Origin of the sequence: Flavobacterium sp. (assembly GCF_050696275.1) — a bacterium.
Taxonomy (GTDB): domain Bacteria; phylum Bacteroidota; class Bacteroidia; order Flavobacteriales; family Flavobacteriaceae; genus Flavobacterium.
Map to the genome: position 1 here is coordinate 1 of NZ_JBOGUT010000014.1, position 14,293 is coordinate 14,293.

Here is a 14,293-nt window from a genome sequence, read left to right on the forward strand (position 1 = left end):
TTTTGAGCTTGCTTATAGCTAAGTTCACCTTTTTCTACTTGCGAAATAACAGCTAATTTAAAGCCCAAATTATAATCGCGTTGACTACGCTTTTCTGCGCTGTTTTCTGATCTATTCATAATAAGTCGATTTCATGTCAACTTATTTCAGGACGGGACAGCAATTAACAAAAAAGCACCTCAATCAAGGTGCTTTTTTTATATCTAAAATAAAAAGTTTTTCTATTTAGTATCTTTCTTTTTCTGGTACATTTTATAAACCGCAAATCCTATTAATCCCGCAAGGATGTAAGGAATCACCATTAAGTACACAATTCCGTCATTAACCGCTTCAGCCTGACCAGTATCACCAGTACTTTCCAATGAAGCACGACACATTGCACATTGGCTATAACTTTGAAAAGAAAAGAAAATAGAAAATAGAAAATAGACGCATAATGTAAAACGTCTTTGCCCTTTACTCTTTGTTCTTTGCTCTTTAATTAACATAATAAGGTGAAATCATTAAATAAACAATCACTCCAGTCACTGCAACATACAACCAAATCGGAAATGTAATTTTGGCAATCTTTTTATGTTTATCAAATCTTTGCGAAAGAGCCCGAACATAAGTGACCAACACTAAAGGAATGATGATTATGGATAATAAAATATGTGAGATCAGAATGAAAAAATAAATCGGCCTTACAATACCGACTCCTCCAAACTTCGTTTCAATGGAAGTCATGTGATATGCCACATACATCGCTAAAAACGCCACAGAAAGCGCAATAGCCGTTTTCATCAGGTTTTCATGCAGTTTTCTTTTTCCATTTTTAATCGAAATAACCGCCCATATCAAAACAATAGCTGTAATCCCATTGATGGTAGCATAAATTGGAGGCAAAAAAGACAATGGTTTTACGTCATATCCTAATTTTCTCAGATTCACACCAAACAGCAGCGCAACTACCAAAGGGATCACAATTGATAAAATGGTAATCCAAACGTTGTATTTTTTTTCTGAAATATTGTTTTCCATTATTCTGCTAATAATTTGGTGATGTCTTGTTTAATTTGCTTTACTCCTTCGTCCTTCAATCCGTCATAATAAATAATCGGGTTTCCGAATTCGTCCCGCCTACTGCGGATATTGCCATTCTTATCAATTAAAGCAAAGAATCCCGAATGCTCAAATCCCCCGCTAACCTTACTATTCTTACCTACATACAAATTATATCCTTTGTTAGCCATATCAAATATTTTAGTTCGGTCTCCGGTCAAAAAATGCCAATTTACTCCTTTTGCACCAATGGTTTCAGCATGCTCTTTTAAAACTTCAGGCGTATCATTTTCAGGATTAATACTTATTGATGCAATCCCGAAATTGCTATTTGCTCCGAAACTCTCCTGAACAATTTTCATGTTTTTGTTCATAATTGGGCAAATGCTCGGACAGGTCGAAAAGAAAAACTCAACAACATATACTTTCCCCGCATATGTTTTATTAGAAATCATTTCCTTATTCTGATCCGTGAGCGAAAACAACGGTGCTTTCCCAATAGTCACTAAATCGCTTTTTACAGCTGTATCACCGTTATTGGTTTTACTCAATCGGTCAGATTTTACAACATCATCGCTTTTAATCCTGTCAACAATCTTTGGAATAAAGTAAATCCCAAAAACAAGTATGATAAAAGCGGTTCCAATGTATGATTTATTTTTCATGGCTTATTTGCTTTCGTGCAAATGAAAATCTTTGCGTTTATTATTTCTTTTCAGTGCTAAACGGTATTCGCGAAGCATAATCTTTACGTCGTCAGCCATTTCGTTATGCAAATCGGCTGCAGAAGTCGTATTATAACTTTCTTTGTATTCCTTTTTTCCGGCCTTATTTTTCCCTTTCCGGCCACGGTGATTTCTGTCTTTATCGATAATGATAACTTCTGCCGTATTCATCTCCGAATTTAATTTTCCTTTCAATTTGAAAGAATTATAATACTCCTGAATCTCTTCCGGTTTTGCAAAAACGAATTTCCAAGCCGACATGTTTTCAGTAAAATTTGACAATTTCTCGACTAGGGCTTTTACTTCATCCTGTTTCCCATCGGCTACAATCATTACCATCTGAAAGTCCTTAAACCCAACATAATTATCATATATCTTTTGGTTCAGATTAAAAATGTTTCCTTCGCTGTTTTTGATATCATTCCCGATAAATCCCAGAACGGTAATCTTGTTTTTCAAAAAAACAGGCTTAGCATCAAAACTGGTCCATTTAGGCAACTCTTTATTGTTACGGGAAATAGTAGGCAGAAAAAGTGAGTTATGAGTAGCTGAAGCAAAAATTAAGTAAATAAGAATCGGCAACGCCAAAAGAACGATTAAAACCAGTTTCTTTTTCATCTGAAAAATTTATATTGTGAGTACAAAAATAAAAAAAGCTCCGCATAACGGAGCTCTTTTTTGAATTAATATGTTGTTAAAAATTCCATTTAATGGTAGAATTCTTAAACACTCCAAAAATATAATCAGCTTCAACTAGTAAAATGAATATTAAATATATTATTAGAAAAACTAATGGCCCTACAATAGACCAACGCAATGATGCTTTTTCACCTTCAAGGTGCATGAAAGCCCACATGATTCCATAGGCTTTAGCAATTGTTAAAATGATAAAAATCCAGTTTAACAAATTCATTCCCAGTAAATTAGTGAAATGCAAGCTGTGAGGCTTAGTAATCCCAAAATAAACTTCAACAATAGTGATAGCAGAAAGAATGAAAAAAACTTTCCAGATTCTACCTACATTTGATTCGTGTGCGTGATCGTGTGACATGATAATCTTTCTTTTTTGAATTAAAAAATTAAACTAGGTAGAAGAATGTAAATACAAACACCCAAACTAAATCGACAAAGTGCCAATACAATCCAACTTTCTCCACCATTTCGTATGAACCTCTTCTTTCATAAGTACCTAAAAGCACATTAAAGAATATAAGAATATTGATTACTACTCCTGAAAATACGTGGAATCCGTGGAATCCTGTAATAAAGAAGAAGAAGTCAGCAAATAATTTACTTCCATATTCATTACGAGTTAAATTAGCTCCTTCAACTACGTAGTGCGCAGTTTTCATTCTCTCAAGTGATTCTTCACGTGAAAGTACTTTTTTATGCTTAGTTGTCGGATCAATTACTTCAGTTCGTACCAAAACATCAGGATGCACTTTAAATCCTTCAGTTATTTGTTCAACCGTATAAGTAGGCAGAGTTGACTCACCAAAAAACCAAACCCCTTTACTTCTGGTATCTTGAGTTCTTTCCGTAGGTGTATTCGCTGCAAAATCAGCCAAAGCAACTCTCGTATGCTTCGCGTCATTTTTCACAAATTGCAATATAGAACCTCCTTTAGTTTCTACAGCACCGTATTCCCCTTTAATGAAATTTTTCCATTCCCAAGCTTGAGAACCCACGAAAATTAATCCACCGATAATGGTTAGGAACATGTAAAGAATCACTTTGTTTTTTTTCATCTGATGACCAGCATCTACTGCCAACACCATGGTTACAGAAGAGAAGATCAGGATAAAAGTCATTAATGCCACGTAATACATCGGCGCAGAAACACCATGCATAAATGGAAAGTGTGTAAAAACCTCGTCCGCTACCGGCCAGGTTTCAATAAATTTAAATCTTGAAAAACCGTAAGCCGCAAGGAATCCGGTAAATGTTAAAGCATCAGAAACGATGAAAAACCACATCATCATTTTACCGTAGCTTATACCCATCGGTTCATTTCCGCCTCCCCAAGTTTTACCATCAGTACTAGTAGTAACTGTCGTTGCCATAGAATTGTATTTAAAAAGTTGTCAAATTTACGTTTTTTTCTTATTTCACGAAATATAAAAACAAAAACAAATATACCCAAAGAAAATCTAAAAAATGCCAGAACATCGCACCAAGCTCAATACCAGTGGATTGTGTGGAATTGTATTTTTGTTTAAAATGATTATAAATTATGATTAATAGTGAAATCATCCCTGCAAAAAGGTGTGCCAGGTGCAAAATAGTCAGAACATACAAGAATGAAGAGGTTACAGAACTTCCGTTTCCTGTAAAATAATACCCCATCTGAACCACCTGACTAAACCCTTTGAATTGAAAAAACACAAAAGCAATTCCAAGAACCAATGTTGTCAAAAGATACATGGTTGTATCTTTTCGATTGTCCTTTTGGATCGCTTTTTTTGCAAGGTGGATTGCAACACTGCATAAAATAATTAACACCGTACTTATTGTAAAAGCCGGTGGCACAATCATGGTGTGTATCCAGTCTTTTCTGGAAGAACTTACCAGATAAGCACTCGTTAAACCTGCAAACATCATAAACATACTCAACATTGCGAACAGCAGAATCAATTTGTATGATCTTGCTTTTCTTTGATTATGCTCCTGTACCGACATTGTCATCTCCATATTATTATCGTAAAAATTTATCTAAAATATAAACTACCTGTATTAGCGAAATGTAAGAAACACTCACCAGCATTAAAGATCTTGCTGATTTGTCGTTTTGGTTTTTATACAATTTAACAGCATAAAAAAGCATCCAAAGACCTAACAAACCAACTATTATTGTTGAAACTGTAGTCAAATATAACTGTCCTGTGTAACCAAAACTAGGCAAAACAGAAGCCACCGCCAGCCATAATGTATATAAAATAACCTGCATTGCTGTTCCTTTGTCTCTTTTCCCTGTTGGCAACATATAAAATCCGCCTTTTTTATAATCTTCAAACAAAAACCAGCCAATTGCCCAAAAATGAGGGAATTGCCAGAAAAATTGAATTAAGAACAAGGTACCCGCTTCAATTCCGAAGTTATTCGTTGCTGCAACCCAGCCCAACATAAAAGGAATTGCTCCTGGAAATGCCCCTACAAAAACAGATAATGATGTTACCGTTTTAAGCGGCGTATAAATACAAGTGTATAGAAATATTGAAATGGCACCAAACATGGCCGTTTTAGGATTAATCCAATACAAAATAATTAACCCAATCAAAGTTAGCGCCGTAGCAATGACAAACGCAGTGTTTACAGTCATTCTGCCAGATGGAATAGGCCGATTTTTCGTTCTGTCCATCAAAGCATCTAAATCTTTTTCAATGATCTGATTATATGCATTTGAAGCACCAACCATACAATAGCCTCCAACAGCAAGCATAACCAGCACATAAACATTGGCAGAGGAAAATTCCGAGACTCCAAGCAAGTATCCGGCTAGTGAAGAAAAGACTACACTAATCGCAAGACCTGCTTTAGTAATTTCTTTGAAATCAAGAAAAATAGATTTTAATGAATGTGATGAATTCGTTGCGCTCAAGGCAGATTTTTTTAAAACTGGTGCAAAGATATAAATTACCATGCAGAATATGGAAATCTTCAATCTATATTTTTTGATATTTTACTTAGAAGGCCCGCTTGATCCTGAAGTCTATTTATTGCCTCCTTCGTAAATTTCTTTAAAAATAACAGCACCTACAACTGGTCTGTAGTGACTGTTCTCATAATAGTTTTCTTCGTTATTGGTAAATTTATTTTTCCCGGTGTAATCATAAAAATTTTCACCAAAGAGTTTTGTCAGAATATCTTTGTCTTTTTTATTCCATTTTATCTGTTCGTACAAAGGTCCGGCGACGATTTTATACTTTGTTTTCTGTTTTTCAAGAATAGATTTCATTTCCTTCAGCGTTTCTAAATAATCCTGATCTATCCGGCTTATCGAATCTTCTTTTGCTTCATTCGGCCTGTCGTAAAAAACACCGCCAAGATCTTTAACATGCTGCCTGGGATCCTTTTCAATCCTTTTGTCAAGATCAAATTCAGTCATTTCATTACTAACCGGATCTATTGCAAATCGATCTTTGGCAATCACATACACCATCCAATCCTTATATTCTCCAGTTATTTTGTAATTATAAAACACTAATAAAAACCTTGGATTCAAATAGGCTTTCAAAAATGCAAAATGAAAATCCAACCATGATCTTCCAGAAATCACAGGATGTTTTTTAAACAAATGTCCGACGCTGTTTTTTCGGGTTGCAAAACTCCAATCCCTGCATAAAATTATCAGCGCATTTTTTATTTCAACCTTTTGCTTATCCATATATTTCAATTTGGCACCGATTCCGCTGATGGATTCCGCTGAAGCATCAAATTTGTATGGAATTGCATCATTACTTAAGTATTTCTTCCAATCAGCTGTCTTAAAAGCAATCGTCCTTGAACTACCTAAAATAAAAGAATTATAATGATACTTGTCTTTGTTTTTAAGATACTGTTCTGTGGAAATATAATCCCTACTTGAAATAACAGGTGTCTGATCGTAATTATCATACGTATAAATCACATTAAAGGGATCAAAATAAATATATCCTCCCAATAAAAAAACAACAGGAATGGATACAAATAAGAAAAGGCGTTTGAAGAATTTTATCATAAGCTAAAATTGGAAATAAATAAACTGCTGTCCTGAGCCTGCAAAATACAGCACTGCAATAATTACTGCGTAATAAAATCCCCAGCGAACCGGAGCAGGAAAGGTCATTTCTATTTTAGAAATAGCATATTCATGTTCCCTTCCAAACCATTCAACAATAAAAAATGGCAATAAAAACCACAACTTGATTCCTAGTTTTACATTTGGAACGGTAAAAACCGACATAGAAAATATCCCGCTTATATAGCTTATGGCATGGCTTAAATTCTCTGATCGAAAGAAAATCCAGCAGAAGACAGTCAGGCAAAAAGTGATAATAACCGATGCTAATTCCTTAAAAGTTGGGAAAATTCTGCCCTGAGCTACAATATCAAGATTATTTCTATTTGTGTTAAATAAAACAGAAGGCATTATAAACAATGCATTTACAAACCCCCAAGCGATAAAAGTCCAATTGGCACCGTGCCAAAATCCGCTTACGAGGAAAATAATAAATATATTACGAACCTTAGTCCCCACTCCTCCCTTGCTTCCGCCCAACGGAATATATAAATAATCTCTAAACCAAGACGACAATGAAATATGCCAACGCCTCCAAAACTCAGCAATATCTCTTGAAAAATAAGGAAATGCGAAATTTTTCAGTAAATCAATTCCGAAAAGCTTGGCTGTTCCAATAGCAATATCTGAATAGCCTGAAAAATCGCCGTAAATTTGAAAAGCAAACAAAACAGCCCCTATTATCAATGAACTCCCCGAATAATCTTCATGATTGTTAAAAATCAAATTAGCAAATTCGGCACAATTATCCGCGATAACCACTTTTTTAAACAAGCCCCACAGAATCTGCCGAAGACCATCTTTCGCCTTGGCATAATTAAAATCACGCTGGCATTGTATTTGCGGCAATAAATGCGTTGCTCTTTCTATAGGCCCTGCAACAAGCAACGGAAAAAAACTAACAAACACAGAATAATCCACAATATTCTTTTCCGGTTTGATTTTATCCTTGTAAACATCAATCACATAAGACAATCCGTGAAAAGTATAGAAGGAAATCCCCACAGGAAGTATCACCTGAAGCGACCAAAAACCCGCATGAATCCCCAAAAGAGACAATCCGTCTGCGAAAGAATCAGCGAAAAAATTATAGTATTTAAAAATCCCTAAAAACCCCAGATTGACCACAACACTTAACCAAAACCAAAAAGTTTTAGTCTTCTGAGTTTTGGCATCAGCCATTTTCAATCCGGTATAAAAATCCAAAAAGGTGGAGAAAATCAGAAGAAATAAAAATCTCCAATCCCAGCAGGCATAAAAATAATAACTGGCAACCAGCAAAAGCACATTTTGCACTTTATAATTACCTCGCGTTGCAAACCAATACAGTACAAAAACTATAGGCAGAAAAACAGCAAAACTAACGGAATTAAAAAGCATACTCTACAACTGATTTTTCAACCCGATGAAACCTAAAAATCATAATACCAGTTAAACAAATCTGCTCTTAGACCTACCGAAAACCAAGTAGTGTTTTCTTTAAATACTATTGCCGTATCCATTTTTGGTGAAAAATTTCTATAAATAAGATTTCCGAACAATTTTAGATTAGTACTTGGATTTAACAGATAACCAGCCTGAATATCAGCGATAAGAATATTGGCTTTATTTCCCTGACCTACAACAACACCTTTATCAAAAGCCCTGTTTTCCTCATAATCTTTATAGATATTTGATCCGTAATTTAATCCATCAGTCGCCGTGTCATAATCAAAGCCTCTTACTCCGACACTTAATTTTGCATCGGCAAACAAACGATTTTTAGAATAACGCGCAATGACTGTCAACTCTTTGAAGTTTGAGCCCCAAATATGCCCCATACTTTGATTGTTATGCCCGTAATTTGTAAGAGCGTTGCTGTGAGCGTAAACATAAGGACGAACATGATTGTACTCTGCCTGCAAATATAGGTTCTGAATTCCAAATGCGTTATAATACTTTCCTCCCAACTGGTATCCAAATTTATTTTTCCAACTTTTCTCTCCGGCTTTTATATCGCCAAGCGAAAATTCGTCAAGCAGAAATTGCCCGTAGAAATTAATGAAGTTATTCCATTTATATTTTGAAGTCAATCCTAAAACCGCATTTCCGCTTCGGGAAGAAGAAGAAAATTCAACAGAACGATAAAAGATAATCGGGTTTACAAAATTAACATCAAAGCCTCGATCATTATCATTGGCCCAAACTATCGATTCAAAGAAACCGATATTTAATCTTTTGGTCACATTATAACTCAAATAATGGTTAGCCATATATTTGGTTGCATAAGTTTTATCTACAGTTACTTCAGGACGGACGTCTTTAAGCCACATGTATGTGTTAGTATATTTTATTTTCCAGAAAGTCGTATTTATTTTAAAAAACGGGTACGGACTGGCACCATCCGCTTCTAACAGAGAACGGTAACCATCTCCAATGAAATTTCTGCTGTAGCCCAGTTGCAAATTGAAAAATCGACTTGGTGTATAAGTAATATTAGCATCGGCAGAAGGAAAATCAAATTGTGTTTCCTTAAAATCTTTGGCAATACCAATCCCTGGAATAACGGCAGGATTACCTCCTCCTGGTTTTATAGACTGAGCATATTGGTTAAAATAATCCGCAAAAAAACCTTGACTTTCATAAATAGTTGTTGTAAAACTTATCTGCTCACCCAGTCCGCCTTGAATCTGTAATCCACGAGTGTTGTTATAGGTGTAACTTTCAGAGCTTGGATTACTTTTTCCTAATCTTAAATCGAAAATAGGATTCATCGTAAACCAATAATCCTGCCCTTGGATGGCTACCAGATTTTCATTGAACATCTTCCTGCCCCACCAACCTTCTTTTTTTATTTTAATTTTCTCGTTGGCTTCGGATAAACTGTAGTATTTAGCAACTTCCGCATATGTAAATGGCTTTGACGCTGTATGACTGTTAGTTCCCACCTGATTCATTTCGTCATCAAACTGCGTATAGAAATTATGTGAAAAAGGAATATTGAGATGACTTGTAAACTGTGGATTCGAGAATTTCTTATAGCTTTTTGATACCGCTGCAAATTCCGGATTTTCTTTATTAGCCAATACTTTTGTCGAATTAGCTATTTGCATCTCTTCTTGTTGCTTCAGTTGCGCCATCTCGGCAGCACTTTGCAAAGGAATGGCAATCGTCAGAGTATACTTTGAATATGTAGGTTTTCCGTTGTAGGTTCCAGGAGTAATTTTTGGCAGTCCCGAAAAAACCCTTTTGATTTCATCAATTAAAGAAGCATCGATTGCATCAACATACAAAACCTTGAAAACCCCTGTTGTATCTACTTCAAACAAAGTAATAATCTTTCCTTTAAAATTGTTCTGTTTTGCCATTTCAGGCAACTGAAAATTATGGTAGACAAAATCCTGCAACTGGTTGTAAAAACAATTTTCAAGTTCTTGACTTAAAGCGTTTTGACAAGCATCAAAGACAGGAGGTTTTTCCTGATTTCCCACTTGTGAAAACATATTCTGAACAAAAAATAAAACAATAAAGGCAGAAAAGTATTTTTTCATTTTGGTATTTTTAATAATTATCACCCGATGTCTTCCCTTCAGCAATCACTTTTGCCGCCGAAGTTCCTATTCTTTTTACACCGAGTCTTATCATAGCTAGGGCTTCATCAAGTGTTCTTACTCCGCCGGCCGCTTTAACAGGAAGCGGATTTGAATTTTCCAGCATTAAGATAATCGTTGGGATCGTAGCTCCGTTTGGCAGACCATCTTCGGTTTTATAAAATCCTGTCGATGATTTCACAAAGACATTCTGGTAATTATCTTCTTTAAAATTAGCAATAATCGTGTTTTTGATTAATGCCGAAACCTGAACAATCTGCTGGTTGCTGAGCGCGGCTACTTCAATAATAAATTTGACCACTTTTTTATGCGACAATCCTAATTGAGTGCAGGCAATGATTTCTTTTTTGATTTCGTTTGTTTCTCCTCTTTTGAATGCCTCGTAATTGATTACAAAATCCAATTCATCTGCATGATTCTCTATTGCTTGTTGGGCTTCTTCTAACTTGGCTTCCAATTCTGAAGCACCGTTAGGAAAATCGATAACGGTTCCTATGAGTACTTTCGAATTAGCCTGAACGATCATTTTTTTTGCCAGCCGGACTTGTTCAGGGCGAATCATAATCAGTTTAAATCCCTCATCAATAGCTTCCTGAATGAAATTTTGTACCACAAGCGTATTTTCATTTTCAGATATATTCGCCTGCGAAGCTGTTTTCAGGTACGTTGAATCGAGATATTGTTTGATGTTCATGATTGTCAATTCTTAAAATAAGCTATACGGCTATAAAAATAGAAAAATCCCACCGAAATGGGGTCTTTTTTGAATTAATTATTTCGTCATGCTTCTGTTTTCCTTATAAAATACCGCTGTTGTCCTTGGTATCAAAACCATTTGTCCGTAACCATACAAACTATAGAAATAGATTCCTTTCCAATTTTGAATGATACTACATATTAATCCTTTTATAAAAGAAAAAACAATATGCCGATACTTAGCTCCAAATCTCTATATTTGTTAGTATAATTTATTCTGTTTTGAAAAGAATTTTTCCTTTTTTCTCCTACTTCTTCCATCCAATTTTCACAGCGGTATTTGCGGCGCTTTTATATTTTGTGATAACTCCCCGATATTTCGTATATGAAATTATCTATTTGTATCTTATGCAAATACTAGTGGTCACGGTTTTCATTCCTTTAGCCTGTTTTTACCTGTTGCTTATGCTTCAAAAGATAGACTCTATTATGGTTCCATCGGTGTCACAGCGTAAAATACCCTTACTGCTCCACATTGTTCTTCTGGCTATGCTTATTTTAAAAAGTACCAGCATAGACGCAATTCCAGAATTATTCTATTTTTATTTAGGCAGTATAATAAGTAGTGGATTAGCCTTGTTATTGGTTGTTTTCAACAGGAAAGCAAGTTTACACATGTTAGGCATGGCTTCTTTAACAGTTTTCTCCATCAGCTGTTGCCTTCATTTTCAAGCTAAAGAAGTTGTCTTTATTGCTTTGTTGTTATTGTGTAACGGACTCGTGGCATCCTCAAGATTATTTATGAAAGCTCACACAACAAATGAGTTGATTCTGGGGTATCTTATTGGGTTATTTCCGCAATTATTTCTTTTATTCTTCTGGCTATAGAATATAAAACATCAAACCAAAATTCAGGGTATTCATTTTAATCGGATTACCGTTTAATGTTCCTTTCTCGAACATATTATCAAATCCGTAGTAGGTATAAAAATTCCATTGATTCCAGCCTGCGGAAATATAAGCACCGTATTGAAGCTTTACAATGTCTGGATTATTATTTACTTTATAATCGATTCCGGTTGCTTTGTACCGAGATTGACTCGCCAACAGATAACTCATTTTAAATCCGGCATAAATACGCCAGAACTTATGTGATTCATAGGTTGAAGTTCTCCAGCGAAATTCGACAGGCACTTCGACAAAATACATCGCCAACTTATTTTTATCAAAAGGAACTCCGGCAGGAATAGTACTGTATTCCATCACTCCTTGATTCTCCTGAATAACCAAATTTTGTTTGTAGTTTTTGAATGAGAATCCTAGTCCTGGAGCTATTGCAAAAGTTCTTTTTTTATTGATTGGAAAATCTCTCAAAAAGCCTAAATACAATCCTGTAGAAAAAGAATTCTGTGAAACTTCCTTAGGCTTACTGCTCAAGATATTGTAGGTTACTCCAAAATAAAACTGATCTTCTCTATACAAAGAATCAACCGCTTCAAAGTTGGGAACTTCCTGCGAAAACACAGTAAAAAACGAAAGCAAAAAAACAACTTTAAAAAGGTTTTTCATAGCACTGATTTAAGGTTTAAAGTTAACAAAATACTTTATAAAGAAAAATGCCTTTCAATAAGAAAGGCATTTTATTATTATTTTGTTTATGAATGGTGAAGTTCTTCTTCTCCTTCTTTCATTGGTGTTGTTTGAGGCACAAAATCCTCTTCATAACCAGGCTTACTGTAATCGTAAGGCCATCTGTGTACTGTAGGCAACTCACCTGGCCAGTTTCCGTGCATATGCTCAACTGGTGCAGTCCACTCCAAAGTATTTGATTTCCATGGATTCTGCACTGCTTTTTTACCGTAGAAAATACTAGTAAAGAAGTTCCACATAAATACTAACTGGAAAGCAGCTCCAATGATAGCAAATGTTGTGATTAGAACATTCACATCAGCTAAATCATCAAATAATGGGAAGTTTGAATTTGTATAGTAACGACGTGGTAAACCAGCCATTCCAATAAAGTGCATTGGATAGAATACACCGTAAGCACAAATTGCTGTTACCCAAAAGTGAATATAACCTAAGTTTTTATTCATCATTCTTCCGAACATTTTAGGGAACCAGTGGTAAACCCCGGCAAAGAACCCGTAAAGAGCAGAAATACCCATTACTAAGTGGAAGTGAGCTACTACGAAATAAGTATCGTGAACGTTAATATCTAATGTACTGTCTCCTAAAATGATTCCTGTTAAACCTCCAGAGATAAAAGTAGAAACCAATCCGATAGAGAACAACATCGCAGGATTCAACTGTAAGTTACCTTTCCATAAAGTAGTAATATAATTAAATGCTTTTACTGCGGATGGAATTGCAATTAACAATGTTGTAAAAGTAAATACAGACCCTAAGAAAGGATTCATTCCTGAAATAAACATATGGTGACCCCAAACAATTGTCGATAAGAAAGCAATCGCTAAAATTGACGCAATCATCGCACGGTAACCAAAGATTGGCTTACGTGAATTTGTAGCAATAATTTCAGAGGTGATACCTAATGCCGGTAATAATACAATATATACTTCAGGATGTCCTAAGAACCAGAATAAGTGCTCGAACAATACCGGAGAACCTCCTTGGTAGTGTAAAACTTCACCTGAAATAAAGATATCTGACAAGAAGAATGAAGTTCCAAAACTTCTATCCATGATTAACAATAAAGCCGCAGATAATAATACCGGGAAAGAAACAATACCAATTACAGCTGTAATAAAGAAAGCCCAAACAGTAAGTGGCAATCTTGTCATTGACATCCCTTTAGTTCTTAAGTTGATAACCGTTACAACGTAATTCAACGATCCCATCAATGAAGATGCGATGAATATCGCCATAGAAGCCAACCATAAAGTCATACCTGCTCCAGAACCTGGAATAGCTTGTGGCAAAGCACTTAATGGAGGATAGATTGTCCAACCCGCAGAAGCTGGTCCCGATTCAACAAATAACGAACAAAGCATAACAACACTCGAGATAAAGAACAGCCAGTATGAAATCATATTCATAAATCCGGAAGCCATATCTCTTGCTCCAATTTGGAGCGGAATCAGTAAGTTACTAAATGTACCACTCAACCCGGCAGTTAATACAAAGAATACCATGATAGTACCATGAATAGTAACCAAAGCAAGGTAAATATCGTTACGCATTACACCTCCTGGAGCTAATTTTTCACCTAATAAAAATTTGAAAATCCCAAATGATTCCTCAGGCCAAGCAATTTGCATTCTAAAAAGAATTGACATTACAACTCCAATGATTCCCATAATAATACCTGAAATCAAGTATTGTTTTGCAATCATTTTATGATCAATACTGAAAATATATTTTGTTATAAAAGTATCTTTATGGTGGTGTGCGTGATCTTGATCGTGTGCGTGATCGTGGTCATGTGATGCTGCTGCCATAGT

Annotated in this window: 15 protein-coding genes; 1 reads left to right on the top strand and 14 read right to left on the bottom strand. The window is 35.3% G+C overall.

Going from position 1 to position 14,293, the window contains the following annotated elements:
- Nucleotides 1-221: 221 nt before the first annotated feature.
- From ACRDEC_RS08710 to deoC, 12 genes are all read right to left on the bottom strand, one after another.
- Nucleotides 222-488, bottom strand: a complete 267-nt coding sequence (locus ACRDEC_RS08710; RefSeq protein WP_431497949.1) for a hypothetical protein — start codon at nucleotides 486-488, stop codon at nucleotides 222-224.
- Nucleotides 478-1,020 (bottom strand): DUF420 domain-containing protein, encoded by a 543-nt coding sequence (locus tag ACRDEC_RS08715; protein ID WP_431497950.1) that lies wholly within the window; start codon nucleotides 1,018-1,020, stop codon nucleotides 478-480. The genes ACRDEC_RS08710 and ACRDEC_RS08715 overlap by 11 nt, the downstream gene beginning before the upstream one ends.
- Nucleotides 1,020-1,706: an SCO family protein gene (locus ACRDEC_RS08720; protein ID WP_431497951.1), complete on the bottom strand. Its 687-nt coding sequence runs from the start codon at nucleotides 1,704-1,706 to the stop codon at nucleotides 1,020-1,022. The genes ACRDEC_RS08715 and ACRDEC_RS08720 overlap by 1 nt, the downstream gene beginning before the upstream one ends.
- A gap of 3 nt (nucleotides 1,707-1,709) precedes the next feature.
- Complete coding sequence (locus ACRDEC_RS08725; RefSeq protein WP_431497952.1) at nucleotides 1,710-2,384, bottom strand: hypothetical protein; 675 nt, start codon at nucleotides 2,382-2,384, stop codon at nucleotides 1,710-1,712.
- 76 nt (nucleotides 2,385-2,460) lie between these two features.
- Nucleotides 2,461-2,817 (bottom strand): cytochrome C oxidase subunit IV family protein, encoded by a 357-nt coding sequence (locus tag ACRDEC_RS08730; RefSeq protein ID WP_431497953.1) that lies wholly within the window; start codon nucleotides 2,815-2,817, stop codon nucleotides 2,461-2,463.
- 28 nt (nucleotides 2,818-2,845) lie between these two features.
- Nucleotides 2,846-3,829 (bottom strand): cytochrome c oxidase subunit 3, encoded by a 984-nt coding sequence (locus ACRDEC_RS08735; RefSeq protein ID WP_431497954.1) that lies wholly within the window; start codon nucleotides 3,827-3,829, stop codon nucleotides 2,846-2,848.
- Between the two features lie 40 nt (nucleotides 3,830-3,869).
- The gene (locus ACRDEC_RS08740; RefSeq protein WP_431497955.1) at nucleotides 3,870-4,457 is read right to left on the bottom strand and encodes a cytochrome c oxidase subunit 3; all 588 of its coding nucleotides are present in this window, start codon (nucleotides 4,455-4,457) and stop codon (nucleotides 3,870-3,872) included.
- Nucleotides 4,458-4,461: 4 nt separating this feature from the next.
- Nucleotides 4,462-5,406: a heme o synthase gene (gene cyoE / locus ACRDEC_RS08745; protein ID WP_431498019.1), complete on the bottom strand. Its 945-nt coding sequence runs from the start codon at nucleotides 5,404-5,406 to the stop codon at nucleotides 4,462-4,464.
- Nucleotides 5,407-5,475: 69 nt separating this feature from the next.
- Nucleotides 5,476-6,483 carry a hypothetical protein gene (locus ACRDEC_RS08750; protein ID WP_431497956.1) on the bottom strand — a complete coding sequence of 336 codons (1,008 nt, stop codon included), beginning with the start codon at nucleotides 6,481-6,483 and terminating at the stop codon, nucleotides 5,476-5,478.
- A 3-nt stretch (nucleotides 6,484-6,486) separates the two neighbouring features.
- On the bottom strand, nucleotides 6,487-7,923 hold the full coding sequence (locus ACRDEC_RS08755) for an MBOAT family O-acyltransferase (protein ID WP_431497957.1): 1,437 nt from the start codon (nucleotides 7,921-7,923) through the stop codon (nucleotides 6,487-6,489).
- A gap of 32 nt (nucleotides 7,924-7,955) precedes the next feature.
- Nucleotides 7,956-10,073 carry a gliding motility protein RemB gene (locus ACRDEC_RS08760; protein WP_431497958.1) on the bottom strand — a complete coding sequence of 706 codons (2,118 nt, stop codon included), beginning with the start codon at nucleotides 10,071-10,073 and terminating at the stop codon, nucleotides 7,956-7,958.
- Between the two features lie 10 nt (nucleotides 10,074-10,083).
- Nucleotides 10,084-10,827 carry a deoxyribose-phosphate aldolase gene (gene deoC / locus ACRDEC_RS08765; RefSeq protein ID WP_431497959.1) on the bottom strand — a complete coding sequence of 248 codons (744 nt, stop codon included), beginning with the start codon at nucleotides 10,825-10,827 and terminating at the stop codon, nucleotides 10,084-10,086.
- A gap of 467 nt (nucleotides 10,828-11,294) precedes the next feature.
- Here deoC and ACRDEC_RS08770 point away from each other — a divergent pair, with 467 nt between their 5' ends.
- Entirely contained in the window at nucleotides 11,295-11,717 is a 423-nt protein-coding gene (locus ACRDEC_RS08770) for a hypothetical protein (RefSeq protein ID WP_431497960.1), read from the top strand.
- Here the strand turns inward: ACRDEC_RS08770 and ACRDEC_RS08775 are convergent.
- Both ACRDEC_RS08775 and ACRDEC_RS08780 read right to left on the bottom strand, forming a co-directional pair.
- Nucleotides 11,712-12,398, bottom strand: coding sequence for a porin family protein (locus ACRDEC_RS08775; RefSeq protein ID WP_431497961.1), 687 nt, complete (start codon nucleotides 12,396-12,398; stop codon nucleotides 11,712-11,714). The genes ACRDEC_RS08770 and ACRDEC_RS08775 overlap by 6 nt on opposite strands.
- Nucleotides 12,399-12,484: 86 nt before the next feature.
- A complete protein-coding gene (locus tag ACRDEC_RS08780) occupies nucleotides 12,485-14,290 on the bottom strand; it encodes a cytochrome c oxidase subunit I (RefSeq protein ID WP_431497962.1) in 1,806 nt (601 codons plus the stop codon).
- Nucleotides 14,291-14,293 lie beyond the last annotated feature (3 nt).

Coding starts and splice junctions, on each gene's coding strand:
- ACRDEC_RS08710 (WP_431497949.1), bottom strand. CDS start 488: ATGTTAATTAAAGAGCAAAGAACAAAGAGTAAAGGGCAAAGACGTTTT.
- ACRDEC_RS08715 (WP_431497950.1), bottom strand. CDS start 1,020: ATGGAAAACAATATTTCAGAAAAAAAATACAACGTTTGGATTACCATT.
- ACRDEC_RS08720 (WP_431497951.1), bottom strand. CDS start 1,706: ATGAAAAATAAATCATACATTGGAACCGCTTTTATCATACTTGTTTTT.
- ACRDEC_RS08725 (WP_431497952.1), bottom strand. CDS start 2,384: ATGAAAAAGAAACTGGTTTTAATCGTTCTTTTGGCGTTGCCGATTCTT.
- ACRDEC_RS08730 (WP_431497953.1), bottom strand. CDS start 2,817: ATGTCACACGATCACGCACACGAATCAAATGTAGGTAGAATCTGGAAA.
- ACRDEC_RS08735 (WP_431497954.1), bottom strand. CDS start 3,829: ATGGCAACGACAGTTACTACTAGTACTGATGGTAAAACTTGGGGAGGC.
- ACRDEC_RS08740 (WP_431497955.1), bottom strand. CDS start 4,457: ATGGAGATGACAATGTCGGTACAGGAGCATAATCAAAGAAAAGCAAGA.
- cyoE (WP_431498019.1), bottom strand. CDS start 5,406: ATGGTAATTTATATCTTTGCACCAGTTTTAAAAAAATCTGCCTTGAGC.
- ACRDEC_RS08750 (WP_431497956.1), bottom strand. CDS start 6,483: ATGATAAAATTCTTCAAACGCCTTTTCTTATTTGTATCCATTCCTGTT.
- ACRDEC_RS08755 (WP_431497957.1), bottom strand. CDS start 7,923: ATGCTTTTTAATTCCGTTAGTTTTGCTGTTTTTCTGCCTATAGTTTTT.
- ACRDEC_RS08760 (WP_431497958.1), bottom strand. CDS start 10,073: ATGAAAAAATACTTTTCTGCCTTTATTGTTTTATTTTTTGTTCAGAAT.
- deoC (WP_431497959.1), bottom strand. CDS start 10,827: ATGAACATCAAACAATATCTCGATTCAACGTACCTGAAAACAGCTTCG.
- ACRDEC_RS08770 (WP_431497960.1), top strand. CDS start 11,295: ATGCTTCAAAAGATAGACTCTATTATGGTTCCATCGGTGTCACAGCGT.
- ACRDEC_RS08775 (WP_431497961.1), bottom strand. CDS start 12,398: ATGAAAAACCTTTTTAAAGTTGTTTTTTTGCTTTCGTTTTTTACTGTG.
- ACRDEC_RS08780 (WP_431497962.1), bottom strand. CDS start 14,290: ATGGCAGCAGCATCACATGACCACGATCACGCACACGATCAAGATCAC.